This is a genomic window from Streptomyces seoulensis (assembly GCF_022846655.1).
In the GTDB taxonomy this organism is placed as follows: Bacteria; Actinomycetota; Actinomycetes; order Streptomycetales; family Streptomycetaceae; genus Streptomyces.
This window is the reverse complement of sequence record NZ_AP025667.1, coordinates 3,178,169-3,203,739: the sequence shown is the minus strand read 5'-3', so window position 1 is coordinate 3,203,739 and position 25,571 is coordinate 3,178,169. Positions and strand designations below refer to the sequence as shown.

17 protein-coding genes are annotated in these 25,571 nt (G+C 71.0%); 12 read left to right on the top strand and 5 right to left on the bottom strand.

Annotated elements, in window-relative coordinates; all coding sequences use genetic code 11:
* Window positions 1-92: 92 nt before the first annotated feature.
* Both HEK131_RS14785 and HEK131_RS14780 read right to left on the bottom strand, forming a co-directional pair.
* A complete protein-coding gene (locus tag HEK131_RS14785; RefSeq protein WP_244335595.1) occupies window positions 93-1,274 on the bottom strand; it encodes an ROK family transcriptional regulator in 1,182 nt (393 codons plus the stop codon).
* 155 nt (window positions 1,275-1,429) lie between these two features.
* On the bottom strand, window positions 1,430-2,401 hold the full coding sequence (locus HEK131_RS14780) for a multicopper oxidase domain-containing protein (protein WP_217464756.1): 972 nt from the start codon (window positions 2,399-2,401) through the stop codon (window positions 1,430-1,432).
* Window positions 2,402-2,601: 200 nt separating this feature from the next.
* On the opposite strand from HEK131_RS14780, the gene HEK131_RS14775 reads away from it, so the two are divergent.
* The 4 genes from HEK131_RS14775 (at window position 2,602) to HEK131_RS14760 (ending at window position 10,442) form a co-directional block, all read left to right on the top strand.
* Window positions 2,602-5,079, top strand: coding sequence for a ThuA domain-containing protein (locus tag HEK131_RS14775; protein WP_244335593.1), 2,478 nt, complete (start codon window positions 2,602-2,604; stop codon window positions 5,077-5,079).
* 50 nt (window positions 5,080-5,129) lie between these two features.
* Entirely contained in the window at window positions 5,130-7,271 is a 2,142-nt protein-coding gene (locus HEK131_RS14770) for an OmpL47-type beta-barrel domain-containing protein (protein ID WP_244452021.1), read from the top strand.
* A 254-nt stretch (window positions 7,272-7,525) separates the two neighbouring features.
* On the top strand, window positions 7,526-8,953 hold the full coding sequence (locus HEK131_RS14765; RefSeq protein ID WP_244335590.1) for an alkaline phosphatase family protein: 1,428 nt from the start codon (window positions 7,526-7,528) through the stop codon (window positions 8,951-8,953).
* 106 nt (window positions 8,954-9,059) lie between these two features.
* Entirely contained in the window at window positions 9,060-10,442 is a 1,383-nt protein-coding gene (locus HEK131_RS14760; RefSeq protein ID WP_244335588.1) for an MATE family efflux transporter, read from the top strand.
* Between the two features lie 8 nt (window positions 10,443-10,450).
* Here HEK131_RS14760 and HEK131_RS14755 read toward each other — a convergent pair whose 3' ends face one another.
* Entirely contained in the window at window positions 10,451-11,359 is a 909-nt protein-coding gene (locus HEK131_RS14755) for an aminoglycoside phosphotransferase family protein (protein WP_244335586.1), read from the bottom strand.
* 82 nt (window positions 11,360-11,441) lie between these two features.
* Between HEK131_RS14755 and HEK131_RS14750 the strand changes: the two genes are divergently transcribed.
* From HEK131_RS14750 to HEK131_RS14735, 4 genes are all read left to right on the top strand, one after another.
* Window positions 11,442-12,230, top strand: a complete 789-nt coding sequence (locus HEK131_RS14750; protein WP_244335584.1) for a L,D-transpeptidase family protein — start codon at window positions 11,442-11,444, stop codon at window positions 12,228-12,230.
* Window positions 12,231-12,598: 368 nt separating this feature from the next.
* Entirely contained in the window at window positions 12,599-14,326 is a 1,728-nt protein-coding gene (locus HEK131_RS14745; protein WP_244452020.1) for an ATP-binding cassette domain-containing protein, read from the top strand.
* Between the two features lie 130 nt (window positions 14,327-14,456).
* Window positions 14,457-15,473, top strand: coding sequence for a glutathione S-transferase family protein (locus HEK131_RS14740; protein WP_244335581.1), 1,017 nt, complete (start codon window positions 14,457-14,459; stop codon window positions 15,471-15,473).
* Window positions 15,474-15,501: 28 nt separating this feature from the next.
* On the top strand, window positions 15,502-15,807 hold the full coding sequence (locus HEK131_RS14735; protein ID WP_244335579.1) for a DUF4235 domain-containing protein: 306 nt from the start codon (window positions 15,502-15,504) through the stop codon (window positions 15,805-15,807).
* 65 nt (window positions 15,808-15,872) lie between these two features.
* Here the strand turns inward: HEK131_RS14735 and HEK131_RS14730 are convergent, their stop codons facing one another.
* Window positions 15,873-16,265: a VOC family protein gene (locus tag HEK131_RS14730; RefSeq protein WP_244335574.1), complete on the bottom strand. Its 393-nt coding sequence runs from the start codon at window positions 16,263-16,265 to the stop codon at window positions 15,873-15,875.
* Between the two features lie 73 nt (window positions 16,266-16,338).
* A complete protein-coding gene (locus HEK131_RS14725; protein ID WP_161149305.1) occupies window positions 16,339-17,298 on the bottom strand; it encodes a Dyp-type peroxidase in 960 nt (319 codons plus the stop codon).
* A 324-nt stretch (window positions 17,299-17,622) separates the two neighbouring features.
* On the opposite strand from HEK131_RS14725, the gene HEK131_RS14720 reads away from it, so the two are divergent.
* From HEK131_RS14720 to sbnB, 4 genes are read left to right on the top strand one after another with little or no spacing between them, the layout of a single operon-like run.
* Window positions 17,623-20,217 carry a Pls/PosA family non-ribosomal peptide synthetase gene (locus tag HEK131_RS14720; RefSeq protein WP_244335570.1) on the top strand — a complete coding sequence of 865 codons (2,595 nt, stop codon included), beginning with the start codon at window positions 17,623-17,625 and terminating at the stop codon, window positions 20,215-20,217.
* 11 nt (window positions 20,218-20,228) lie between these two features.
* Window positions 20,229-23,453 (top strand): non-ribosomal peptide synthetase, encoded by a 3,225-nt coding sequence (locus tag HEK131_RS14715; protein ID WP_244335568.1) that lies wholly within the window; start codon window positions 20,229-20,231, stop codon window positions 23,451-23,453.
* 44 nt (window positions 23,454-23,497) lie between these two features.
* On the top strand, window positions 23,498-24,502 hold the full coding sequence (locus HEK131_RS14710; RefSeq protein ID WP_244335565.1) for a TauD/TfdA family dioxygenase: 1,005 nt from the start codon (window positions 23,498-23,500) through the stop codon (window positions 24,500-24,502).
* Window positions 24,499-25,569: a 2,3-diaminopropionate biosynthesis protein SbnB gene (gene sbnB, locus HEK131_RS14705; RefSeq protein ID WP_244335563.1), complete on the top strand. Its 1,071-nt coding sequence runs from the start codon at window positions 24,499-24,501 to the stop codon at window positions 25,567-25,569. The genes HEK131_RS14710 and sbnB overlap by 4 nt, the downstream gene beginning before the upstream one ends.
* The last annotated feature ends 2 nt before the right edge of the window (window positions 25,570-25,571 follow it).

The following is a 25,571-nucleotide window of genomic DNA, read 5'->3' as shown; positions in this document are numbered from 1 at the left end:
CGGACCGGGGCAGAGCAGAGCGGTGCGGTCGGTGCTTTTCTCGTCGTGCTGTTTCCTGCGTGCCGTCCGGCTGGTGGTGCCGGACGGCGTGGTCACGCGGGGGAGAACAGGTGGTCGCTGATGAGGCGGGCGGCGCCGATGACTCCGGCGTTCTGGCCCAGCTCGCCCAGCACGATGGGGAGGTTGCCGGTGGCCAACGGGAGCGACTGACGGTAGACCTGGGTGCGGATCGCGGCGAGCAGGGTGTGGCCGAGGCCGGTCACCCCGCCGCCGATCACCACGAGACCGGGGTTGAAGAAGCTGACCAGGCCCGCGATGACCTGGCCGGTGCGGGTGCCGCCCTCACGGATGAGGTCGAGCGAGACGGTGTCGCCGGCGGCGGCCGCGGCCGCGATGTCGACGGCGCTCAGGGTGCCGTTCGTCGTAAGGCGGGAGGCGAGTTCGGCCGAGAGTCCCTGGGTGGCCGCCTCCAGGGCGTCGCGGGCAAGTGCCGCCCCGCTGAAGTGGGCCTCCAGGCAGCCCCGGTTGCCGCAGGCGCAGGCGCGGCCGTCGGGTACGGCCTGGATGTGCCCGATGTCGCCCGCGCTGCCCGTGGCCCCCCGGTACACGGCACCGCCGACGACGATGCCGCAGCCGATGCCGGTGCCGATCTTGACGCAGAGGAAGTCGCCGACGGACCGGGCGACCCCGGCGTGCTGCTCCCCCAGCGCCATCAGATTGACGTCGTTGTCGACCATGACGGGGCAGCCGAGTTCCTGGCTGAGCGCCTCCCGCACGGGGAAGCCGTCCCAGCCGGGCATGATCGGCGGCGCGACCGGCACGCCCTCCGGGAAGCGGACGGGGCCCGGAACGCCGATGCCGGCGCCGTCGAACCCTTCCGCGAGCCCGGAGGACCGGAGTTTGCCCGCCATGGCCAGGACGTGCTCGAAGACCGCGACCGGGCCCTCGCGTACGTCCAGGGGCTCATTGACGTGGCCCAGCACTTCCAGTTCGGCGTTGGTGACGGCGACGTCGACCGAGGTGGCGCCGATGTCGATGCCGAGGAAGCGCAGGTTCGGGGCGAGCCGCAGATTGTGGGAGCGGCGCCCGCCGCGCGAGGCGGCGAGTCCGTCGGCCACGATCAGCCCCGTCTGCAGGAGCCGGTCCACCTCCACGGCCAGTTTGGACCGGGAGAGGTCGACCTGATCGCCCAGTTGTGCACGGGAGTTGGGTCCCTCGTCGCGCAACAGGCGCAGCAGCCGGGCCTGGTGGGCGTTGGCGGGTCGTGCCGTCATGCGTCTCACGAGTCCCTCCCCGCCTCGGTACCGGCCGTCCGTCGCGTTCTTTCGGGGGGAACGTAGCAGCGGCTGCCGGGGCTGGGAAGAAGTAGCGCGGGAATTCGTACCCACTTTCCCCACTCACAGGACAAAGGTCGGGGCGGACACGGACATCAGTGGGCGTGGTGCGCGGCGGTGTGGTGGCCGGTGTGGCCCGGCACGGTGCCGTCGGGCTTGGCCACCAGGAACAGGCCGGCCATCCCCATGTCGGAGTGGCTCTGCACGTGGCAGTGGTACATCCAGGCGCCCGCGCCGACGTGTTCGCCCGCGATGACCTGGAAGCCGAAGGAGTCCGCCGGTCCGGTGATCTTGTTGTCGACCACGCGACTGGGGTCGTCGGGGCCGGTCAGCAGGCCCGTGCGGTTGTCGGCCCAGCGGTGACCGTGCATGTGGAAGGTGTGGTAGTACTCGCCGTGCGTGATCATGATGATCTCGACGCGATCTCCCACCGTGGCCTCGAAGTCGGGGGTCTCCCCCGCCGTCCTGTTGTTGATCGTCATGTCGTTGAAGACGATCGTGAACTGCTTGTCCGGCAGAAGGTCGCCCTTGCGGCGTACGACGACCGGGCCGTACAGCCCCTTGCGGATGCCGCCGGTCCCGTGGTCGGTGCCCACGACGTGGTCGTGGTAGTGCCAGTAACCGGCGCTGCCCGCCTGCCAGGTGCCGTCCTTGCGGCGCCCCGGTGCGTGGGTGCGCCAGGTGTAGGTGCGGGTGCCGCCGGGTTCGACGTGGCTGCCGGTCATCCGGGTGCCGTCGTTGGCGATGTCGTAGTCGACGCCGTGGACGTGGAGGCTGGCGTCGGCGTCGGTCGCGTTCTCGAACTCGATGTGCAGGGTGTCGCCCTCGACCAGTTCGATGAGCGGGCCCGGCACGGTCGCCTTGCCCTTCTCCAGGCCGTACCCGAGCTGACCTCCCGGCAGTTTCTCGGCGTAGAGCTTGAGGTGGCGGACCTGGCCCCCGGCCGGGGCGGTGGGCGGCGACGGTTCCGCGGCGGAGGGGGCGGAGGCCACCGACAACGTCGCCGTCCCGGTGGCGGCGACCACGCTCCCGGCCAGCAGCCGTCGCCCGAAGGTCCTTCTGTCCAGAGCCATACCGGTCTCTCCAGTGCTGTGAGGAGACGGTCGGGGAGCGAGAGCCCCCTGGGGACGGCCACGGTAGAGCCGCACATCCCGTTTATCCACACCCAGGACAAAGTTGGTGAGATTCCGTCCATAGCTATTGGCGGGTCATCGAAAGGCGTCTAGCTTCTGGCGCTGTTGCTGAGACCACGGAGGGTGGGTGACCCATGCAGCGCGCACCACATCACCGGTCGAGATCCCGGCGGGCAGCGGCGGCGGCCCTGGCGGCCGGAGCCCTGGCGGCATCCCTGCTGAGCGGCGGCACCGCCGCCACGGCCAGTCCGTTCCCGGAACCGGAGGCGTCGGCGCTGCCGTCGCCGCCGGGCGGCAGACACGTCAAAGTGCTCGTCTTCCACGCCTCGGCCACCGAGGAGTCGCCGACCGTCGACGCGGGCATCGAGGCCGTCGAGGCGATCGGCCTGTCCGGTCCCGCCGACCAGCGCTTCAAGACCGTGGCCACGGACGACGCCTCGGTCTTCACCGATGACAAGCGGCTGGGCACCTTCAACGCCGTCGTCTTCCTGACCGGGGGCGGCGACGTCCTCGATCCCGAGCAGGAGGCCGGCCTGGAGGCGTATCTGGCGGCCGGGGGCGGCTTCCTCGGCATCCATGACGCGGCCAGGACGGAGCCGTACTCCGACTGGTTCACCGGCCTGATCGGCGCCCGGCCCGCGACCACGAGCCCGGCCTCAGTGCAGCGGGCCACCGTCGAGATCCCCGACCGGAGCCATCCGGCCACCAAGGACCTGCCGCTGGAGTGGAAGCGGCCCGACAAGTGGTTCAACTGGGCGAGCAACCCGACCGGCAAGGTGCACACCGTCGCCAAGGTCAGGGAGGCCAGCTACCAGCCGGGGGCCGGCGCCAACGGCGTGGACCACCCGGTCTCCTGGTGCCGGGACTACGCCGGCGGCCGGTCCTTCTACACGGGGATGGGCGGCACGGTGGAGTCGTTCGCGGAGACCGACTTCCGCGACCATCTCCGGGGTGCGCTGCTGTGGACGACCCGGCTCTCGCGCGCCGACTGCAAGGCGACCATCGACGCCAACTACTCGGCCGTACGCGTCACCCAGCCGAACCAGCCCGGCCAGCAGGACCAGATCGGCGAGCCGCACGGCATGGTCGTGGCGCCGGACGGGCGGGTGCTGTACATCGGCCGGGGCGGCGGCGTGAACGGCGCTCCCGTCGTCACCGACTGGAACAATCCCGACATCGGCAAGGGCATCGGCCAGATCCACGTCTACGACCCCGCGACGAAGAAGGTCACGCTCGCGGGAGCGCTGACCGTCTTCGGCAACAAGGGCGGCGGAGACGAACTGATCAAGGTCGAGGAGGGGTTGCTGGGCATCGAGCTGGACCCCGGCTTCGAGTCCAACGGCTGGGTGTACCTCCACTACACCCCGCACTCCGGCCTCGACCGTGACAAGCAGATCGCCGAACGCCGCGTCTCCCGCTTCACGTTGGACCGCGCGACGGACAAGCTCGACCTGGCCTCGGAGAAGGTCCTGCTGAAGTGGCCCGTACAGGTGCACAGTTGCTGTCACGCGGGTGGCGGGATGGCCTGGGACTCCAAGGGCAACCTGTACATCGCCACCGGTGACAACAACTCGTCCGGCTTCAGCGACGGTTACTCGGGCAACAATCCGCAGCCCAACTACAAGGGCCTGTCCTTCGCCGACGCCCGCCGCACCGCTGGCAACACCCACAACCTCAACGGCAAGATCCTGCGCATCCACCCGGAGCCGGACGGCACGTACACGCTGCCCGAGGGGAACCTCTTCACCGGCGAGGAGCAGGACGAGGGCGGCGGCAAGACCCGCGGCGAGATCTACGTGATGGGCGTACGGAACCCGGCGCGCATCTCCGTCGACAAGAAGACCGACATCCTCTACGCGGGCTGGGTCGGCCCCGACGCGGGCGCGCCGAGCACCACCTGGGGACCGGCGAAGTACGACACGTTCGCGGCGATCACCAAGGCGGGCAATCACGGCTGGCCGTTCTGCATGGGCAACAAGCAGCCCTACCGCGACCGCAACCTGCCGGACCCGACGAAGCCGCTGGGCTGGTACGACTGCGCCGCGCCGAAGAACGAGTCCCCGAACAACGACGGCCTGGTGAACCTGCCGCCCGTCACCGGCAACACCATCTGGTACTCCCCGCAAGGCGGCGCCCCCGACTTCCCGCGCAACGCCGCGGGCGTGCCCAGCTACAGGAACGAGGAGGCCACCTACCTGCTGCCGTGGCTCAAGGGCGGCGGCCAGGCCACGATGGACGGCCCGGTCTACCGCTACGACGCGGCGACGGCCGGCGCGAACGCGTGGCCCAGGTACTGGGACGGCAAGTGGTTCGTCGGTGACTTCTACGACGCGGACAACCCGCGCCACGCGGTGCTCACCGACCCGAAGACGGTCGGCAAGGGCGGGCTGCCCGTCACGGCGGAGTCGCTGAAGAAGATCATCCCGGTCGGGCAGGGCGGCATCCGCAATCTCATGGACTGGAAGTTCGCGCCCGACGGTTCGCTCTACGTCCTCGACTACGGCCGCGGCTTCTTCACCTCCGACTCCCAGTCCGCGCTGTGGCGTGTGACGTACAAGGGCGGCGAGGCCACCCCCGCCGCGAAGGATCTGGCCAGGAAGGCGGCACAGTGAGACATCGACCTCTGCGCCTGTACACCGCGCTGCTGGGCGCGCTGCTGCTGATGCTGGGGCTCACCTCGACGGCCGCCTACGGACGTGACGGTGACCGTGCGGCGGCCCAGACGCTGACGTGGACCGCGAGTTCACGCACCGACCAGTACGCCAGTTTCCCGACGACGGCGGTGGCCGGCCCGACCACGCTCGTGTTCGAGAACAGCGCCGCCACCGGCAACGACATCGGCATGCCGCACACGTTGACCTTCGACGTGTCGGACCCCGAGTACAACCACGACGTCCCGGTGAACATCCTGGCCAACCCCGGCGACGACAGCGGCGGCAAGCACACCGTCGACGTGACGCTGACGCCCGGCCGCTACCGCTTCTTCTGCAGCATCCCCGGTCACGGGCAGATGCAGGGCATCCTGACGGTGACCGAGCCGGGCGGCGAGGACACCACCGCGCCGACGGCCTCGGCCAAGGTCGAGGGGCAGAAGAACGCCGACGGGGCCTACGTCGGCTCGGCCACGGTGACGGTGTCCGCCTCGGACGACGCGTCCGGCGTGAAGTCGATCGAGTACGCGGTCGGCGAGGACGGCCCGTGGCAGGCGTACACCGCGCCTGTCGTCGTCGACCAGGTCGGATCGCACACCCTGCGCTACCGCGCCACCGACCAGGCGGGCAACGTGGCGGCCGCGAAGTCCGTGACCTTCGGCGTGGTCGCCCCGCCGACGGACGACACCACCGCGCCGGAGACCTCCGCGACGGTGAGCGGCGAGAAGGACGCCGAGGGCGACTACCTCACGATGGCGACCGTCACCGTCACCGCCTCCGACACCGGGTCGGGGGTCAACACCATCGAGTACGCGCTCGGCGCGGACGCAGCCTGGCAGCCGTACACCGCGCCGGTCATGGTGCACCAGGTGGGCCGGCACACCGTCCGCTACCGGGCGACCGACAAGGCGGGGAACGCGGCGGCCGCGAAGTCCGTGACCTTCACCGTCGTGGAGCCGCCCGCCGAGGACACGGCCGCGCCGGAGACCTCGGCCGTGGTGAGCGGCACCAAGAACTCCAACGGCGCGTACGTGACGAGCGCCAAGGTCACGGTCACCGCCTCGGACTCCGCGTCCGGGGTGGCCCGTGTCGAGTACTCGCTCGACGGGGGCCCGTACCTGGAGTACTCGTCCGCCGTCGTCGTGGACCGGCTCGGCTTCCACACGGTGGCGTACCGGGCGACGGACAAGGCGGGGAACACCTCCGCGGCCAAGTCCGTCACCTTCACCGTCGCGCAGGGCGGTGGCGTCCCGGCGCCCTCATGCCCCGAGTACGACGAGCGGCTGACGGTCATCGTGGGCACCGTCGACACGGGCGTGCCGAACCGGCTGACCCGCAGCCGGTGCACGATCAACGAACTGATCGAGGACGAGAAGGACTGGTCGTCGCAGGCCCTGTTCCTCAAGCACGTCGACAAGGTGCTCGACGGGCTCCTGACGGACGGCGTCATCGACCAGCGCGAGTTCACCAAGATCACCAAGGCCGCCAAGCAGTCGAAGATCGGCAAGCCCGGCCAGACGCAGGGCTACCGTGACCTGTTCGACGGCACGGAGGCTTCCCTGTCCAAGTGGGAGCAGGTCGGCGGCGGCCGGTTCGCCCTGACCGGCGACGGTGCCATCACCAGCAGTACGACGGTGGCGGGCATGGGCATGCTGTGGTTCCCGGAGCGCAAGTACGGCGACTTCTCGCTCAAGCTCCGGTTCCGCGACGACGCGCCGGGCACGGGCAACGCCAACGGCGGTGTCTTCATCCGGTTCCCGAACGTCCACGACCACCCCGAGGAGTCCCGCCCCGAGTGGGTCGCCATCAACTACGGGCACGAGATCCAGATCCTCGACAGCCCCACCGGCGACATGTACAAGACGGGCTCGGTCTACGGCTTCGACCGCGTGGGCCTGGGCGGCGCGGGGGTCACCCCGAAGGGCACCTGGAACGACTACGAGATCCGCGCGGAGGGCCAGCACTTCACGATCCTGCGCAACGGTGCCGTGATCAACGAGTTCGACAACGTCGGCGGCCAGGTCTTCACCCCGCCCCGCGCGGGTGACCCCGGCACCGACGGCCGGCGCTACGCGACGGGGTACATCGGGCTCCAGGTGCACAGCACGACGGACGTGATCTCGTACCGCGACATCCGCATCAAGGAGTTGTAGGCGACGGGAGAGCGAGGGCCCTCACCGCACCGGCGGTGGGGGCCTCTTCTCTGAACACCCGGCAACTCCCGTGCGGCGTAACGGCATTCACGGTAATGACCTGGTCAAGCCGTTCCCGCGCGTTGGCCACATGTTCACCGCCTTCCCCTGACGCGTCCCGCCAGGATGGGCGGAGAGTGATCGGCGGCCCGGCCTCTCGGCCGGGTCGACCGACACTCCGCAGGAGCGCGTCTCGCGCTCGAGAAGGGACAGCAATGGGCGAGTTGACCCGTCGTAGAGTCCTGGGGTCGGCCGCGGGTGCGCTGGGTGGCGCCGCGGCCTTGTCCCTGCTTCCGCCGAGCGTCCAGAAGGCCGTCGCCGCGGGGCCGCCCGCGGGCGGTTCGCCGCGCGACATCGAGCACGTCGTCCTGCTGATGCAGGAGAACCGGTCGTTCGACCACTACTTCGGCACCCTCTCCGGTGTCCGCGGCTTCGCCGACCCCCAGGCCCTTGAGCTGGACAGCGGACGCAGCGTCTTCTACCAGCCCGACGCGCAGAACCCCAAGGGCTACCTGCTGCCCTTCCACCTCGACACCCACTCCTCCAGCGCCCAGGCCATCCCGTCCACCAGCCATGCCTGGTCCGTGCAGCACCAGGCATGGAACGGCGGCAAGATGGACCAGTGGCTGCCCGCCCATCGCGCCGCCGACGGTGTCAACGGCCCGTACGTGATGGGCTACTACACGCGCGAGGACATCCCGTTCCAGTTCGCGCTCGCCGAGACCTTCACCGTCTGCGACAACTACTTCTGCTCGGTGTTCGGGCCGACCTGGCCCAACCGGCTGATGTGGATGACCGGTTCGCTCGACCCCGGCGGCACGCAGGGCGGCCCGGTCATCAAGAACTCGGCGCCCAAGCCGTACCAGTGGACCACCTACGCCGAGCGGCTCCAGGCGGCCGGGGTGAGCTGGAAGGTGTACCAGCAGGACGACGACTACGGCTGCAACATGCTGGAGCAGTTCGCCACGTTCAAGAACGCCGTCCCTGGCTCGGAGCTGTACGAGCGCGGGGTGCGCCCGCAGCCCGAGGGCACCTTCGAGGACGACGCGCGCAACGACCGCCTCCCGGCGGTGTCCTGGATCATGCCGACCAGCTTCCAGTCGGAGCACCCGGACTATCTCCCGGCGGCCGGCGCGGACTTCGTCGCCTCGAAGATCGAGGCCATCGCGTCCAACCCGAAGGTGTGGCGCAAGACCGCGTTCATCCTCAACTACGACGAGAACGACGGCCTGTTCGACCATGTACCGCCGCCGGTGCCGCCCGCCGGGACGCCGGACGAGTTCGTGCAGGGGTTGCCCATCGGGGGCGGCTTCCGGGTGCCGGCGATCGTGATCTCGCCCTGGACGGTGGGCGGCTGGGTCGCCACGGAAGCCTTCGACCACACCTCGGCGCTGCAGTTCCTGGAGCACGTCACCGGGGTGGAGGAGCCCAACATCAGCGACTGGCGCCGCAGCACCTTCGGCGACCTCACCAGCGCCTTCCGCTTCCGCTCGGCCCGCCCACGCCCGCCGCGCCTGCCGGACGACACGGCGGAGCAGCTCGAGAAGGCGAAGGAGGAGGTGGCCACACTTCCCAAGCCGACGCTACCGGGGGCGGACCAGACCTTCCCACGCCAGGAACACGGGAGGCGGCCGCACCTGTGAGGTCCGGCCTGAGAGGCCGGTGCCGCTCGTGGCACCGGCCCTGACTTCCCCTGGGAGTTGGCCACTTCCGCTGATCCGCCCCCTCCCCCGGTGTGATGATCGATCCGTGACCAAAGGACCCGGACCGGCCGAAAGCGTCGGGTGGAGAGGGATAGCGGCAGCAGCTCTCCCCCTCTACCTGGCGATGCTCGCCGCCTCGGCGGGGGCCCTGGTCGACACCGCGCTGCTCGGCAACCACTCCACCGCGACGCTCGCGGCGTTCGCCGTCGCCATGGCCGTGTTCAGCCCTGCGACGGCCACGGTGGCGGGCGCGCTGCGTGGCGTGATGCCGTTCGTCACGGCGTGCAGAGAGCAGCCTGAGCGGCTGCTGTCCGTGGTGCGCGGCGGGACGTGGCTGGCGGTCGTGGTCGGTTCCCTCGCGGCAGCGGCGGTCGCGGCGGTTCCGCTGATCGGGGAAGCCACCGGAGTACCCCGTGCCGCCCTCGACGAGCTGGGGATCTTCCCCGTCCTGCTGGCCGGCAGCGTTCTCGCCGTCGCGGTCGGCTCGTCGGCCACGTCCGTCCTGGTCGCGCTGGGCCACTCGAAGCTGGTGATGCGGGCCGGGTTCCTCGGCACCGCCGCGTCCGTCACGCTGTCGGTCCTCCTCGTGGGTGGACCGGGACCACTGCCGAGTCACGGGCTCACAGGGGCGGGCGTCGCCATGCTCACCTCCAGCGTGATCAGCGCGGTGGCCGCCCAACTGGCCCTCCGCCACGCCACCGTGCTGACCGGCAGCTCCCTTCGCCCGGGCAGGCCGGATGTGAAGCGGGTCTGGAAGCTGGGCGCCGTGGGGATTCCGCTGGCCGTCACGGTACTCGTCAAGTTCGCCGTCCTGGGCGTACTGACCTTCGCCGCGGCCCGGACCGGGACGGACAGCGCGGCGGTGCACAGCGTGGGCATCACGCTGGTCAATCTCGTCTTCACGGCCGCGGTGGCGGTCGGCCAGGCCACCGTCCCGCTGGTCTCCGACCATGCGGAGAAGCGTGACAGCGCGAGTGTCCGCCGCGGCGTCCGGGCCGGGACCGGGCTGGCACTGGCCGTGACCGGGGCCGTCGCGGGGGCGTTAATCGTCCTCAGCCGATGGGTCGTTCCGCTGTTCACCGCGGACGCCGAGGTGCGGCCACGGATCACGGACCTTCTGCCGCTGGTGCTGGCTGTGGTCGTCACCGACGCGCTGCAGGCGGTCGTCGGGTTCGGCCTCATCGGGCTCAAGCGGACGGTGCCGAGTTTCGTGTCGACCTTCCTCTGCTACGGAGTCCTGGCCGCCGTCGCCGTACCGGTCGCCCGCGCCAGGGGTCTGGCCGCCCTGTGGACGGCTCTCGCTCTCGCCAACTTCCTCCAGGCTGCCGGCAAGGCGTACTCCTTCCGCAGGCACAGCGCGTTCACCGAGGACGGCACCGTGCCGGACGGCGCCGCGCTCCGCTCTCGGCGCCCAGCGCCTCCGGGCTGACAGAGCGGTCAGAGCGACGCCGTGAGCCGCCGCAACGCCGCCTGTCCCGGTGGGCCCCACGTCGGCTTGCCTCCCGGGCGGCCCTGATCGCCCGCGTGGCCGATGTGGATGCCGGCGAGGGCACGGAGGACCGCCCAGCCCCGGGCACGGCGCAGGGTCGAGGGGTCCGGGGTGGGGTGGTAGGCGGTGTGGAAGCGGTCGAGGGCTCCGTCGGGCAGGAGGAGCCAGGCGGAGGCGAGGTCGAAGGCCGGGTCACCGGCGAAGAGGTCGCCGAAGTCGATGACGCCGGAGAAGGTGCCGTCGGTGGTGAGGATGTTGGCGGGGTGCAGGTCGCCGTGGAGCCAGAGGCGGGGGCCTGTCCATTCGGGCGCGGCGGCGTCCTCCCAGACCGCGCGGACGGCGTCCGGGTCGTGGACGAGTCCCGGTCCGGCGGCCGAGGCGAGCGCGCGGTCCAAGCCTTCGGCGGTGTCGGCCAGTCGGCCGCCGCGGTCCCTTCCCGTGGGCGCCTCGTCGGGGGCGGGGCGGTGAAAGGCGGTCAGGAAGGCGGCGAGGGTGTCGGCCGCCTCGGCGGGGCGGGTCGCGGGGGCGCGGTCGGCGGGCTCGCCCGGTACCCAGGTGGTGACGAGCCAGGGCCGGGGGAAGCGCGCGGTGGGCTCACCCAGGCGCTGCGGGACGGGGATCGGGAGGGGGAGGCCGGTCGCGAGGAGCGGCAGCCAGGTGTGTTCCTTGCGCAGCAGCGCGTCCGCCGACTCCGTCGCCCAGGGCATGCGGACGGCGAGGTCGTCGCCGAGCCGCCACACCTGGTTGTCCCAGCCGAGCGCTCCGAGCTTCAGGGGGCGGTCCGCCAGGTCGGGGTGCTGCTCGCGCAGCAGATCCCGGATCAGGTCCGCCGTGATGTCCGTCCCGGTGACTGTCATGGGGAGACACGGTAGCGGCACGCTTAGGCCGGATGCCGGTCCGGGATGCGCGCCCCGCGGGTCGCGCCACAGGATTTGGATCATGCGGAACTCCACTGACACTCCGTCCTGTCCCCGGTATGCGCGGCGCGGTGGTGCCCGGCATGCCATATCCGCGGCGGCCGTCTGCGGTGTCCTGCTCGCGGTGGCCACGTCCTGCGGGGACACCGACGGGCGGGCGCGCTCCGGCGGCGCCGCGGGCAACGGCAACCCCGCCGTGTCCGGCTCCTCCAGTCCGGCGACCGGCACCGGCGTCCCCGGCGTCGGGGCGCGGATGGGCGAGCAGATACCGTCCGCCACCCGGCAGCTCGTGGTCGTCTACGGCGACGACCGGGACTCCGCCGAGGGCCTCGCGGTGCTGTACGAGAAGCAGGGCGCCCAGTGGAAGCAGTCCGCGAGCTGGCCGTCGCACAACGGCCGCCGGGGCTGGACGACGGACCATCAGCTCGACGACGAGCGCAGTCCCGTCGGCGTCTTCAGCCTCACCGACGCCGGAGGCACGCTGCGCAGCCCGGGCAGCAAGCTGCCGTACTGGTACGACGACAACGCCTACGCCGCTTCGGTGAACCAGGACGACGAGGCCCACGCCCACGACTTCGACTACGTCATTGCCATCAACTACAACCGGCTCAAGGGCACCCCGCCCTATGACTGGAGCCGTCCCGAGGGCGTGGAGAAGGGCGGCGGCATCTGGCTGCACCTGGACCACGGTGACGGCACGTCGGCCTGCGTGACCGTTCCGGAGGCAGGCATGAAGACCCTGCTGCGCACCCTCGACCCCGCCGACCACCCGGTCGTGATCATGGGCGACCGCGAGCGCCTCAAGAGCTGAGCGGAACCCGTCCGTCACACGCGTATCGGCCGCGGCGATTCGGCCAGTGCCACGCGAGGGCCCGACGCGGTGAGTCCTGCGGCGCGTTTCCCGGTCTCCCGGAATCACGCCTCGCGATACGGACTCCGCTGCGGCCGAAACACGTGTGTTCGATATCCGTCTCCCTGTCGTTGACCCCGGTGCCGCATCGTCCACCGGATTCCGTCACGCAGGGAGACGCGCAGTTGAGCACATCGTCCCGTACCGTCCCACCGCCCGCCCCGGCGGAGATCACCTACTCCGGGCACTACTCCGTCAACCCGCTCGGCGAGGCCAGCTTCCGCGGCCTGTGCGCCCAACTCCCGCGTGTGCTGGGCCGGATCACGGCCATGGCGTGGGCCATCGACCGCCGTGCCGTCCTGCTGCTGCTCGCCTGCCAGGTGGCGACCGGTGTGGCGGCCGCCGTACTGCTGACCGCCACGGCCAGGGCCATGACCCCGCTCCTCGGTGCGGGCGCGATGGCGGACCGGCTGCGGGCGGCCCTGCCCGCGCTGCTCGTCGTCGCCTGCGCGAGCGCCACGGCCCGGACCGCGCTGGCCGTCGCCCGCTATGCCGAACGCCGCATCACTCCCCGGCTGACGACCGCCACGGACACCGCTCTGGTCGAGGCCGTCTGCCGGGTGGAGGCGGCCGCCTGTGCGGTGGACGGCTTCTCCGACCGGCAGGAAGCCGCCGAGATGGGCGTGACGCGTACGCAGGTCATGGTGATGGACGCCCAGCGCTTCGTGTCGGCCCTGATCAGGATGGTCACCGCGGGCGCGGTCGTCACCGTGCTCAACCCGCTGGTGCTGCCGCTGCTCCTGCTGGCCGTCGCCCCGGCCGCCGTCGGGGCCGTCCTGACCGCGCGGGTGGACTACGACATCCACTACGCCAACATCGCGGACCGCAACGTCCGGGGCATGACCCGCTGGTGGGCGACCACCCCGAAGTACGGCGACGAGGTCCGCGCCAACGGCATGACCGACTACCTCCTGTACTGGTACCGGGCCCTGTCCGAACGGGTGGACCGGCGCACCCTCGCCGCGGCCCCGAGGACACTGCGGATCGCGCTCCTCTCCTCCTTCGCCGGCGGTGTCTTCCTCACCGCGACCTGGGGGATGCTCGCCTGGCTGGCCGTCACCGGCCGGGTCGCGCCGCCCGTCGCCGCCACCGCCGTCGTCGCGGTGCAGACCACGCTGTCCGCGCTGTCCCAGCTCGTCGTGGAGGGCGCGGCCGTCTTCCACACGAGCCTCTACCTCGGTGACATGCAGGCGTTCTTCGACCACGCCGCCGAGCGCGCGCCGAGGCGGGGCGGCGCGGTCGTCCAGGCGCCGGTGGAGGAGATCCGGCTGGACGAGGTCAGCTACCGGTATCCGGGCAAGGACCGCCCGGCCGTGGACGGGGTCTCCCTGACGCTGCGGCGCGGCGAGATCCTCGCGGTCGTCGGTGTCAACGGCTCCGGCAAGAGCACCCTGACCAGGCTGATCACCGGCATCTACCTGGCGGACAAGGGCCGGGTGGTCTGGAACGGCACGGATCTCGCCGGCGCAGATCCGGCGACCGTCTGGGACAGCACCGGTCTGGTGCCGCAGATCTTCGCGCAGTGGCCGCTGCGGGTCCGGGAGAACGTCACCCTCGGCCAGCCCCGCAGCCATGACGACGGCCCGGTCCGGGACGCGGTCGAGGCGGTCGGCATGCGCGAGACCGTGGAGGAGCTGCCCGCCGGTCTGGACACCCTCCTCGCCCGCGAGATCTTCGGCGGCACCGAACTCTCCGGGGGCCAGTGGCAGCGGCTCGCCTGCTCCCGGGCGCTGTACCGCCGCCCGCCCCTGCTGATCCTGGACGAGCCCACGTCCCAGATGGACCCGCACGGCGAACACGCCATCTTCGAGCACATCAAGGCCATCTCCGCCGACCGGATCACGATCGTCATCACCCACCGCCTGGAGAACACCAGGATCGCCGACCGCGTCGTCGTCATGGACCGGGGCCGGATCACCGAGCAGGGCACGTACGACGACCTCGTCCACGCCGGGGGCACCTTCGCCGGCCTGCTGCGCCTGTCCCAGGACAGGTGAGAGCCGTGGCACGGGTCTCCCGGCGAAAAGGGGGAACGCGTCAGGCGGAACGGAAAGGGCCGCTCGCGCGGGAGCGGGCGGGCCCGGCGGGGACATCGCGCGGGTGAGTGCCGTGCGGCGAGGAGGCGACATGGGTGGCGACGGCAACAGTGCCTACGGCCACAAGAAGTTCAACCGGTCCAGGAGCCACTTCACGGACCGGATCACCGCCGACGGGCGCGACGGGTGGCCGGTGGAGTCCGGCCGTTACCGGCTGGTGGTCTCGCGGGCCTGTCCGTGGGCGAGCCGGGCGGTGATCTCGCGCCGTCTGCTGGGGCTGGAGCGGGCGCTGCCCATGGCGGTGACCGACCCGGTCCAGGACGACCGGAGCTGGCGGTTCACCCTGGACCCCGGCGGCCGGGACCCGGTGCTCGGCATCCGGTACCTCGCCGAGGCGTACGAGAAGCGGGAGCCGGGCGCGCCCGGCGGGGTGAGCGTGCCGGCGATCGTGGACGTGCCCAGCGGTGAGCTGGTCACCAACGACTACCAGCAGCTCACCCTGGACCTGGCCACCGAGTGGACGGCCCTGCACCGCGAGGGTGCGCCGGACCTGTATCCGGAGGGGCTGCGGGACGAGATCGACGAGGTGATGGCCGAGGTCTACAGGGACGTCAACAACGGGGTGTACCGCGCCGGGTTCGCCTCGGACCAGGAGCAGTACGACAAGGCGTGCGCCGGGGTGTTCCAGCGGCTGGAGGCGCTGGCCGAGCGGCTGGCGGGGCAGCGCTATCTGGTCGGGGACACGATCACCGAGGCGGACATCCGGCTGTTCACCACGCTGGTCCGCTTCGACCCGGTCTACCACGGCCACTTCAAGTGCAATCTGTGGAAGCTCACGGAGAACCCGGTGCTGTGGGCGTACGCGCGGGACCTGTTCCAGACGCCGGGCTTCGGGGACACGGTCGACTTCGACCACATCAAGCGGCACTACTACCAGGTGCACTCCGGGATCAATCCGACCGGCATCGTGCCGCTCGGCCCGGATCTCTCGGGCTGGCTGAGCCCGCACCACCGCGAGGAGTTGGGCGGCCGGCCGTTCGGCGAGGGGACGCCTCCGGGCCCGGTGACACCGCACGAGCGGGTGGGGCCGCGAGGTCTGCCTGCATGAGGGCGGCAGGACGAGGAAGAAGCGTGACATGGCGAAGAACAAGACCAAGAGGAAACTCTCGCTCACCTACAAGCCGGTCGGCTTCGTGATGAGCTGGGCCGGCGGTGCGCTGGCCGGACTGGCCTTCCGCAAGGCGTGGATGGCGATACGGCACGAGGAGGACGCGCCCGACGCCCTGGACCGGGACCGCGGCTGGGGCGAGGTACTGTTCGCGGCCGCCGTGCAGGGCGCGATCTTCGCGGTGGTCCGCAGCGCCGTGGACCGTACCGGGGCCAAGGCCATCGAGCGGTCGACGGGTGTCTGGCCGGTGGCCGAGAAGGGCGGCCGGGACTGAGCGCACGAGGACCGGGGGTGGCGGGCGCCGTGTCGGGCCGGCCACCCCCGGTCCTCGTCTCCGGCTCAGCCCTGCTTGGGCGCGGTGGGCGGGACGAGCCGCACTGTGAAGGAGTGGCCCGCCGGATCGGAGTAACCGCGCTCCTCGTGCGGGCCGACCGCGTCCCGGGTCTCGATGGGCCTGCCCCCGAGCGAGACGATCCGCCGCTCGGCGGCGTCCAGGTCGTCCACCATGAACTCGACATGGGCCTGGAGGGAGTTCTCCGGGCGGGGCCAGCTCGGGGGCGTGGCGTTCACATCACGGCGGAAGGCGATACGGAAGCCGTCCGCACCCCGCATCTGCACCAGGTTGGCGGAGGCGACGGTCTGCTCGCCGTCCAGGAACTCCTCGTAGAACGAGGCCAGTTTCTCCGGCTCGGCACAGTCGAGTACCACCACGCCCGCTTTGACCAGCGTCATGCTTCCTCCCAGAAAGTCGCCTCCCCTGCGACTGTCCCGGGCCGCCCGATTCAGTCGGCGGTCTTCGCGGGGATCAGTCCGCGAGGTCGACCAGGAACTTCCGGGCGGGACAGAAGAAGGTGACCCCGGTGACCGCCCGCGAGTAGTCGAGGATGCGGTCGTGCAGGGGCGGCGGGTCGCCGATGAACATGCGCTCCAGCATCTTCTCGGTGACCCACAGGTGGCGGGAGTAGCCGATGAAGTAGGTGCCGTACTCGCCCTTGCCGGGCGTGGCGAACGGCATGTTGTCGCGGAGGATGTCGTGCTCGCCCTCGGCGTCCTGGATGGTGCACAGGGTCTTGTGCGACTTCTGCCCCTCGGTCGCGTCGGGCAGCTCGATGTTGTCGAACTTGGTGCGCCCGATGACCTGTTCCTGCGTCTCGGTGGTCTGGGCCCGCCAGTCCTTGAGGTCGTGCAGGTACTTCTGGATGACCACGTAGCTCCCGCCCTCGTACGCCGGGTCCTCCTCGCCGACCAGGGTGGAGGCCGGCAGGGAGAGGCCGATCGGGTTGGCGGTGCCGTCCACGAATTCCAGGAGATCGCGGCCGTTGTAGTACCGGAATCCGGTGACGTCGTCCACGGCGGTCACGGAATCACCGAACGCCTCGAGGAGGATCTTCTCGAACTCGACGACGAGATCGACCGAATCCGCACGAATGTGGTAGAGGAGGTCACCCTCCGTGGCGACCGCGGTGTGCTGGGCGCCGCGGATCTCCTGGAAGGGCTTGAGTTCCTTCGGCAGCGGTTTGCGCGTCAGCGGTTCCCAGGCGTGGTGCGAGATACCGAGATTGCAGGTGAACACGCCGGTGTTCACCTGGATCTTGATGTCCTTGACCAGGTCCTCGATGCTCGCCACCACGGACCGCGCCTTGTCCATGGCTTCCTCGCCGCTGTTGATGGTCAGCACCAGGAAGGCGGCCGCCGCGGTCATCGGCGCGTCGATGTACTGCGGCTCGGTCTTCAGGGCGTGCTTGGCGGCGGCGGTCTGATCCATGGCCTCTCCCGGTGAGCGGCCTGCGGGGAAACGCAGGCAGGGCGGTGCGTAGCGGGGCGAATCCGGCCAGTCCAGCATCGGACACCGTACGGCGGTCCGCCACCGGCGTCGGAGCCGGAAGGTCGGCCATTCAGGTGATCCCTGAGGTGCCGTACGGCTGCGGCTGCCCAGAAATCACGGGCCCGCCGGGCATTTTCCGGCTCGCGGGGTGATCGATTCGAAGTGGCAGCCTGACGAAGGCGGGCCGAAACTGAAGCGGCAGTTCGTGATTCAGAGAAGAGCACGTGGCCGAGCAAGCGATCCAGACGATCTCCAGGAGATCACATGGTGGAACAGTCCTCGGACGTCCATATAGAAGGAACGGACGCGAAAACCGTCGTCGGCCGGCCCGGTCCGGTCCAGGCGGTGGTGGATACCGGAACGCGGCTGGCGGATGCGCTGGCCGACGTCATGGGCGTGGACAGCGTTGCGGCCGATGCGCACTTCTTCGACGGCCTCGGTGCCAACTCCCTGGTCATGGCGCAGTTCTGCGCACGGGTCCGGAAGCGGGAGGATCTGCCCTCCCCGTCCATGAAGGACATCTACCGGTACCCCACGATCAGCGCCCTCGCGGCCGCTCTCGCCGAATCCGCCCCCGCTTCCGCCGGCTCCCCGGACGCCCTGGCGCCCGCCGCTCCGGTGTCGCCGCCGGAACCGGTCACTCGCGCGAGCACGCTCGCGCACACCCTTTGCGGCACGGCACAGTTGCTGATCTTCCTGGGATATTCGCTGGTGGCCGGTTTCGTCACCGCGAGCGGTTATGAATGGGTGGCAGGCGGCTCGGGCGAGCTCGACGTATATCTGCGGTCCCTGGTCTTCGGCGGTATCGGATTCGTGGCGCTGTGCGCCTTCCCGGTCGTCGCCAAATGGGTGCTGGTGGGGCGCTGGAAGGCCGGTGAATTCCCGGTCTGGGGCCTTGCCTACCTGCGCTTCTGGGTCGTCAAGGCCCTGCTGCACGCCAATCCGATGATCCTCTTCATCGGCAATCCCCTGTACGTGCTGTATCTGCGGGCACTGGGCGCGCGGATCGGCAAGGGGGTCACGATCCTCTCCCACTCCGTCCCCGTCTGCACCGACCTGCTGACGATCGGCTCGGGCACGGTGATCCGCAAGGACACGTTCTTCCTCGGCTACCGGGCGCACGCCGGGCGTATCCAGACCGGCCGGATCAGCATCGGCCGGGACGTGTACATCGGGGAGAAGACCATCCTGGACATCGACACGTCGATGGGTGACGGCGCCCAGCTCGGGCACTCCTCGTCGATGCACCGCGGCCAGGCCGTCCCGGACGGCGAGCACTGGCACGGGTCCCCCGCGCAGCCGACCGATGTCGACTACCTGCGGGTCGCGCCGGCCCGGTGCGGCACCGCCCGCCGGGCCTGGTTCGGGCTCGCCTCGCTGCTCCAGTTGTTCCTGCTGTACATCCCGCTGGGCGTGGGTGGTCTGTACATGCTGTTCAACGCGGTGCCCGCGGTCCGCAGACGGCTCGACCCCGAGACGGCTCTGCCACTGCGGGAGCTGTTGACCGACGCGGTGGTCCTCTCCCTGGTGCTGTTCGTCGGCTTCATCGTCCTGGGCCTGATCCTCCTGCGCACCCTGCCGCGCCTGCTGAGCCTCGTGGTCCCGGCGGACCGGGTGTTCCCGCTCTACGGGTTCCGGTACGCGGTGCACCGGGCGACGGCGCGGACGACGAACATCAAGTTCTTCGCCTGGCTCTTCGGGGACAGCTCGTACATCGTGAACTACCTGCGCGGCATCGGGTACGACCTCTCCCACGTCGAGCAGACCGGGTCCAACTTCGGCACCGAGCTGCAGCACGAGACTCCGCTGCTGGTCTCGGTGGGCAGCGGCACGATGGTGGCCGACGGGCTCTCGGTGATCAACGCGGACTACTCGGCCACGTCGTTCCGGGTGTCGCGGGCGACGATCGGGGCGCGCAACTTCCTGGGCAACAACATCGCCTATCCCATCGGCGGCCGGACGGGCGAGAACTGCCTGCTGGCGACGAAGGTGATGGTGCCGCTCGACGGGGAGATCCGTGAGGGGGTCGGGCTGCTCGGTTCACCGAGCTTCGAGATCCCGAGGTCGGTGGAGCGCGACGCCCGGTTCGACGGCCTGCGGACCGGGGACGCGCTGAACCGGAGCCTCTCCGCGAAGAATCGTTTCAACCTGCGCTCGATGGCCTTCATGCTGTTCGTGCGCTGGCTGCACGTCCTCGCGCTCACGATCCTGGCCCTGGCCACCGTGGAGCTGTACGGCGTGCTCGGTCACGTCGTGATCGCCACCTACATGGCGCTGACCCTGGCCCTGACCACCCTCTACTACGTGCTGCTGGAGCGCTGCCTCACCCGCTTCCGCCGGCTGCGCCCCATGCTGTGCTCCATCTACGACCCCGCCTTCTGGGCGCAGGAGCGTCTGTGGAAGGTGCCGGACCGGCACCTGAACATCTTCAACGGAACCCCCTTCAAGGCCCTGGTCTGGCGCCTGATGGGTGTCCGCATCGGCCGCAGGGTGTTCGACGACGGCTGCTACATGACGGACCGCACGCTCGCCACCATCGGCGACGACTGCACCCTGAACGCCGGCAGCAAGGTCCAGTGCCACTCGCAGGAGGACGGCACGTTCAAGTCCGACGACACCACGCTCGGCGCCGGCTGCACCCTGGGCGTCGGCTCGCACGTGCACTACGGCGTGACGATGGGCGAGGGCGCGCGGCTGGCGCCCGACTCCTTCCTCATGAAGGGCGAGGAGGTCCCCGCGCACGCGCGCTGGGGCGGCAACCCCGCCGTGGAGATGCCGGAGGCCGTGGTGCGGCCCGTCGGTACCGGCCGCAGGACCCCACCGTCCGTGGACAGCGCCCCTGCGGCGTCCGTGAGTTGAGGGAGCATTCGATGGGAACGCGTGTGCAGGCGGACCGGGAGTTCTGGAGCGGTGTGCTCACCGCCGGTGGACTCACCGCGGTACCGCGGTGGGCCGAGGTGCCGGCGCCCGGTACGGCGGAGCACGAGGTGCCGGTGCCCCGGGCCGTGGGCGAACTGGCGCGACGGCTGGAAGTACCGGCCGACGCCGTGCTCCTGGCGGCGCACGCCAAGGTGCTGTCCGCCCTCTGCGGTGAGCAGGACGTGGTGACGGGGTACGCCGCCGACGGGGACGGCGAGCCCCTGCCGTGCCGCCTCGCCGTCTCCCCCGGCACCTGGCGCGAGCTGGTGTCGACGGCTCACCGCGCGGCGGCCGAGGTGATGGCGCACCGGGACGTCCCGCTGGACGGGCTGCGACGCGAACTGGGTCTCACTGAGCCGCCGTTCGAGGTGGTCTTCGGTCCCTTGAGCCCGCTGACCGGTGACCGTGTCCTGCACGTGCACGGCTCCGAGGACGGACGGCTGGTCCTGCGGTACCGGACCGACGTCCTGGACACCGCGAGCGCGGCCCGGATCGCGGGCTACCACGTGCGGGCCCTGGAGCTGATGGCGGCCGACCCGGACGCCGGGCACACGGCGGCGCGCCTGCTGTCGGCCGAGGAGCGGCACGAGCAGTTGGAGGGGCTCGCCGGTCCCGCGCGGGAGCTGCCGGACTTGCGGGCGCACGAACTGTTCGAGCGGCGCGTACGCGAGCACCCGGACGCGGTGGCGGCGGTGCACGGCGGCCGGCAGTGGACGTACGGCGAACTCGACCGCCGGGCCAACCGGCTGGCGCGGGCCCTGCTGGCACGCGGGCTGGAGCGCGAGGGCGTGGTGGCCGTGGTCACCGAGCGCGATCTCGACTGGCTGGCCGCGACGCTGGCCGTGTTCAAGGCGGGCGGCGTCTACCTGCCGATCGAGCCGCACTTCCCGCCCGGCCGCATCGCGGCCACCCTCTCGCGGGCCGGGTGCCGGCTGGTGCTGACCGAGTCGGGCAGTACCGACACACTCGACCAGGCGCTGGCCGACGTTCCCGGGGCCGAGAGGCTGCTCGTCGAGGACGCGTACGCCGAAGGCCACGCGGACGACGACCTCGGTGTGGCGGTGGACCCCGGTCAGCTCGCCTACATCTACTTCACCTCCGGCTCCACCGGCGAGCCGAAGGGGGCGATGTGCGAGCACGCGGGGATGCTCAACCATCTCTTCGCCAAGATCGACGACCTGGGTGTCGGCGAGGGCGGTGTGGTGGCGCAGACGGCACCGCAGTGCTTCGACATCTCGCTGTGGCAGTTGATCTCCGCGCTGCTGGTGGGCGGACGGACGCTGCTGGTGGAGCAGGACGTGCTCATGGACGTGGAGCGGTTCGCCGACACGCTCGTGGGCGGCCGGGTCGGGGTGACCCAGCTCGTGCCCTCGTATCTGGAGGTCCTGGTCTCCTACCTGGAGCGGCACCCGCGCGACTTCCCGGACCTGCGCTTCGTGTCCGTGACCGGTGAGGCGCTCAAACCGGAGCTGGTCCAGCGCTGGTTCGCCGTCCAGCCCGGCATCAAGCTGGTCAACGCCTATGGCCTGACCGAGACTTCGGACGACACCAACCACGAGATCATCGACGGGGTGTGCGACCGCGTCCTGCTGGGACGTGCCGTGAACAACGTGCGCGTCCTGGTCGTGGACGAGCGGCTGGAGCTGGTGCCGCTGGGCGCGCCGGGGCTGATCGCCTTCTCCGGGGTCTGTGTGGGCCGGGGCTACGTCAACGACCCCGAGCGGACCCGTGAGGCGTACCTGGAGGACCCCTACCGGCCGGGCGAGCGGCTCTACCTGGGCGGTGACTGGGGGCGCTGGCACGCCGGCGGCAAGCTGGAGTTCCTGGGGCGCCGGGACAACCAGGTCAAGATCCGGGGCTTCCGCATCGAGATCGGCGAGATCGAGAACACGCTGCTGCGGGTTCCGGGGGTGCGGGACGGCGCGGTGGTCGTGGCCGAACGAAGCGGACAGGGGCCTCAGTTGGTCGCCTTCTACGCCGGGCGCGAGTTGCCGGTGGAGGAACTGCGCGACGCGCTGGGCGCGGCTCTCCCGGCGTACATGGTCCCGGCGGCCTTCCACTGGCACCAGGCGCTGCCGCTGACGGCCAACGGCAAGACCGACCGCAAGGCGCTCACCGTGCTGGCCGGGCGGAGCGCGCCCGCGACCCCGGCCGACGGCGGGGACCGGGAGCCGCGTACCCCGGCCGAGCGGCGGCTGGCGGCCGCCTGGGCGGTGCTGCTGGGGGTGCCCGAGGAGCGGATCGGCCGCAGGGACCACTTCTTCGACTCCGGCGGCACCTCCCTGACGGCGGTGAAGCTGACGATCGCGCTCGACCGCGCGGTGTCCCTCAAAGACATCACCCGCAACCCGGTACTCGCCGACCTGGCGGCCCTCCTGGAGGGTGCGGCCGAGCAGAGCGGGGAGCTGCTCCAGCCGCTGGCGGAGGCGGACGGGACGCCGGAGTGCGCGCTCGTGTGCTTCCCGTACGCGGGCGGCAACGCGGTCAACTTCCAGCCGATGGCGAGCGCGTTGGCGGGCGGCGGGATGTCGGTGCTCGCGGTCGAGCTGCCCGGTCATGACCTCGCCGGACGGCAGGAAGCGTTCGGCTCGATCGCCGAGGTGGCGGAGCGGGTCGCGGCCGAGATCACCGCGCGTGGTCTGACCCGGGTCATGCTGTGGGGCCACTCGTCGGGCGCGGCGCCGGCCGTGGAGACGGCCCGCAGGCTCGCCGAGCGCGGGGTCGAGGTGACGCGGCTGTTCGTCGGCGCCCAACTGCTCGGCACGGCCGCCGAGCGACGGGCCGCCGCGGAGGCGCTGTCGGTCCGCGACGACGCCGAGATCGCCGCGCGGCTGGCCGAGGAGGGCGGCTACGTCGAACTGGCGGAGCTGACCGCGCGGCACTCCGAGCGCGTGGGAGCCGCCTACCGGCACGACTGCCTGTCCGCCCACCGGTACTTCCGCGACGCGCTGGAGAACCCGCCGGCGGCGCGGCTGTCGGCCCCGGTGTCGGTGGTGGTGGCTGCCGACGACCCGTACACGGCCGGGTACACCGGCTCCCACGGGGACTGGCTGCTGCTGGCCGACCACGTGGACCTGCACGAACTCCCCGACGGCGGGCACTACTTCCCGCGCCTGCGCCCCACCGAGGCGGCGAAGGCCGTGCTGGCCGCCGCCGAGCCGCTGGCCTCCTCCTGACCCCTGCCCCAGCCCGATGACGGGCGACCGAAAGGAAAACCGAGATGTCGACCTCATCCCTGGCAGCCCCGCTCGACGTGGAGCTGCGGCCGGGCAGACCGCCGGTGGCCCGTATCGACGCCCCGGCCGATGTACCGGGCTGGGCGGCCCAGTACCGCGACGTGCTGCGCGCCCAGGTCACCGAGCACGGCTCCCTGCTGGTCCGGGGCCTGGGGCTGCGCGACCCGGAGCAGGTCGGTGCCGTCTTCTCCCGGCTGACCGGCGGCCTGATGACGGAGCGGGAGTCCTTCGCACCGCGCGAGACCTTCGGTGCGGGGCTGTACGTCTCCACGACCTGGCCGGCCAACCAGCCCATGTGCATGCACCACGAGCTGAGTTACACGCAGGACCCGCCCACGCTGATGCTGTTCGCCTGCCTGACGGCGCCCGAGGACGGCGGGGCGACGGCGGTGGCCGACGCGGCGGAGGTGCTCCGGGAGCTGCCCCCCGAGGTGCGGACGCGCTTCGAGAAGGAGGGCTGGATGCTCACCCGGTCCTACAACGACGAGATCGGGGCGTCCCTGGAGGAGTCGTTCGGGACCGCCGACCGCGCCGGGGTCGAGAGCTACTGCCGGGCGCACGGCATCGACTTCGCCTGGCAGCCGGACGGTTCCCTGCGGACCACCCAGCGCCGCCCGGCCGTGGTCCGGCACCCCGTCACGGGTGAGGCGTGCTGGTTCAACCAGATCGCCTTCCTCAACGAGTGGACGCTCGCCCCGGAGGTGCGCGAGTACCTCGTGGACATCTACGGCGCGGACGGTCTGCCGTTCAACACCCGCTTCGGTGACGGCACTCCGATCGGGGAGGACGTCGTCGAGCTGCTCAACGCGACGTACGAGAAGCACACCAGGCGCGAGCCGTGGCAGGCCGGTGACCTGCTGCTCGTCGACAACGTCCGGACCGCGCACAGCAGGGAGCCCTACACCGGGGACAGGCAGGTGCTGGTCGGCATGGCCGATCCGCGCCGCCTGGCCGCCGGGGAGACGAACTCGGAGGCGAGCGAGCGATGACCGATCTGTTGCCCACCCCCGCACAGCCGGCCGCACCCGAGGCGGCTCCGTCGCCGTCGTTCGCGGTGATCTCCGGTGAGCAGGTGCACAAGGCTCTCGCCGGGCGCGAGAAGGAGATCGTGGAACTGGTCGAGGCGACCTACCGGTTGCACGGCGCCGGTGACTCGGTCAACCCGCCGTCCTACTTCCTGCGGTTCCCCGACCGGCCCAGCTCGCGGATCATCGCGCTGCCGGCGTCGATCGGCGGCTCCATGGGGGTCGACGGCGTCAAGTGGATCTCCAGCTTCCCGGACAACGTGCGCTCCGGGCTCCCCCGCGCCTCGGCGGTCCTGATCCTCAACGACCCCGAGACCGGCTACCCGTTCGCCTGTCTGGAGAGCTCCATCATCAGCGCGACCAGGACGGCGGCGTCCGCCGCGCTGGCCGCCGACTGGTTCAGCCGCTCCCGGCCGCGCCCGACCCGCGTCGGGTTCTTCGGCACCGGGCTGATCGCCCGCTACATCCACACCTTCCTCGCGGGCACCGGCTGGGAGTTCGAGACGGTCGGCGTGCACGACACGGCCGCGGACAGCGCCGCCGGGTTCCGCGACTACCTGCGGCAGAGCGGGACGAGCGCCGAGGTCACGGTGCACGACACCGCCGCGGACCTCATCCGCTCCAGCGACCTGGTCGTCTTCGCCACCGTCGCGGGAGCTCCCCACGTCACCGACGCCTCCCTGTTCTCCCACAACCCCCTGGTCCTGCACGTCTCACTGCGCGACCTGGCCCCGGAAGTCCTCATGGCATCGGCGAACTTCGTCGACGACGTGGAGCACTGCCTCAAGGCCGACACCTCGCCGCACCTGGTCGAACAGCGCACCGGGAACCGGGACTTCCTCAACGGCACGCTCTACGACGTGATGCTCGGCCGCTCCGCTCCACCGCCCGACCGGCCGATCGTCTTCTCGCCCTTCGGGCTGGGCGTCCTCGACCTCGCCGTCGGCAAGTACGTCCACGACGAGACGGCCAGGGCGGGAAACCTCGGCGTCATCGACAACTTCTTCCACGACCTGCGCCGGTACGGCTGACA

Bases quoted from the DNA above. Each gene is read 5' to 3' on its own strand.
- HEK131_RS14785 (WP_244335595.1), bottom strand. From the start codon at position 1,274: ATGACGGCACGACCCGCCAACGCCCACCAGGCCCGGCTGCTGCGCCTG.
- HEK131_RS14775 (WP_244335593.1), top strand. From the start codon at position 2,602: ATGCAGCGCGCACCACATCACCGGTCGAGATCCCGGCGGGCAGCGGCG.
- HEK131_RS14770 (WP_244452021.1), top strand. From the start codon at position 5,130: ATGCTGGGGCTCACCTCGACGGCCGCCTACGGACGTGACGGTGACCGT.
- HEK131_RS14765 (WP_244335590.1), top strand. From the start codon at position 7,526: ATGGGCGAGTTGACCCGTCGTAGAGTCCTGGGGTCGGCCGCGGGTGCG.
- HEK131_RS14755 (WP_244335586.1), bottom strand. From the start codon at position 11,359: ATGACAGTCACCGGGACGGACATCACGGCGGACCTGATCCGGGATCTG.
- HEK131_RS14750 (WP_244335584.1), top strand. From the start codon at position 11,442: ATGCGGAACTCCACTGACACTCCGTCCTGTCCCCGGTATGCGCGGCGC.
- HEK131_RS14745 (WP_244452020.1), top strand. From the start codon at position 12,599: ATGGCGTGGGCCATCGACCGCCGTGCCGTCCTGCTGCTGCTCGCCTGC.
- HEK131_RS14740 (WP_244335581.1), top strand. From the start codon at position 14,457: ATGGGTGGCGACGGCAACAGTGCCTACGGCCACAAGAAGTTCAACCGG.
- HEK131_RS14735 (WP_244335579.1), top strand. From the start codon at position 15,502: ATGGCGAAGAACAAGACCAAGAGGAAACTCTCGCTCACCTACAAGCCG.
- HEK131_RS14730 (WP_244335574.1), bottom strand. From the start codon at position 16,265: ATGACGCTGGTCAAAGCGGGCGTGGTGGTACTCGACTGTGCCGAGCCG.
- HEK131_RS14725 (WP_161149305.1), bottom strand. From the start codon at position 17,298: ATGGATCAGACCGCCGCCGCCAAGCACGCCCTGAAGACCGAGCCGCAG.
- HEK131_RS14720 (WP_244335570.1), top strand. From the start codon at position 17,623: ATGGTGGAACAGTCCTCGGACGTCCATATAGAAGGAACGGACGCGAAA.
- HEK131_RS14715 (WP_244335568.1), top strand. From the start codon at position 20,229: ATGGGAACGCGTGTGCAGGCGGACCGGGAGTTCTGGAGCGGTGTGCTC.
- HEK131_RS14710 (WP_244335565.1), top strand. From the start codon at position 23,498: ATGTCGACCTCATCCCTGGCAGCCCCGCTCGACGTGGAGCTGCGGCCG.
- sbnB (WP_244335563.1), top strand. From the start codon at position 24,499: ATGACCGATCTGTTGCCCACCCCCGCACAGCCGGCCGCACCCGAGGCG.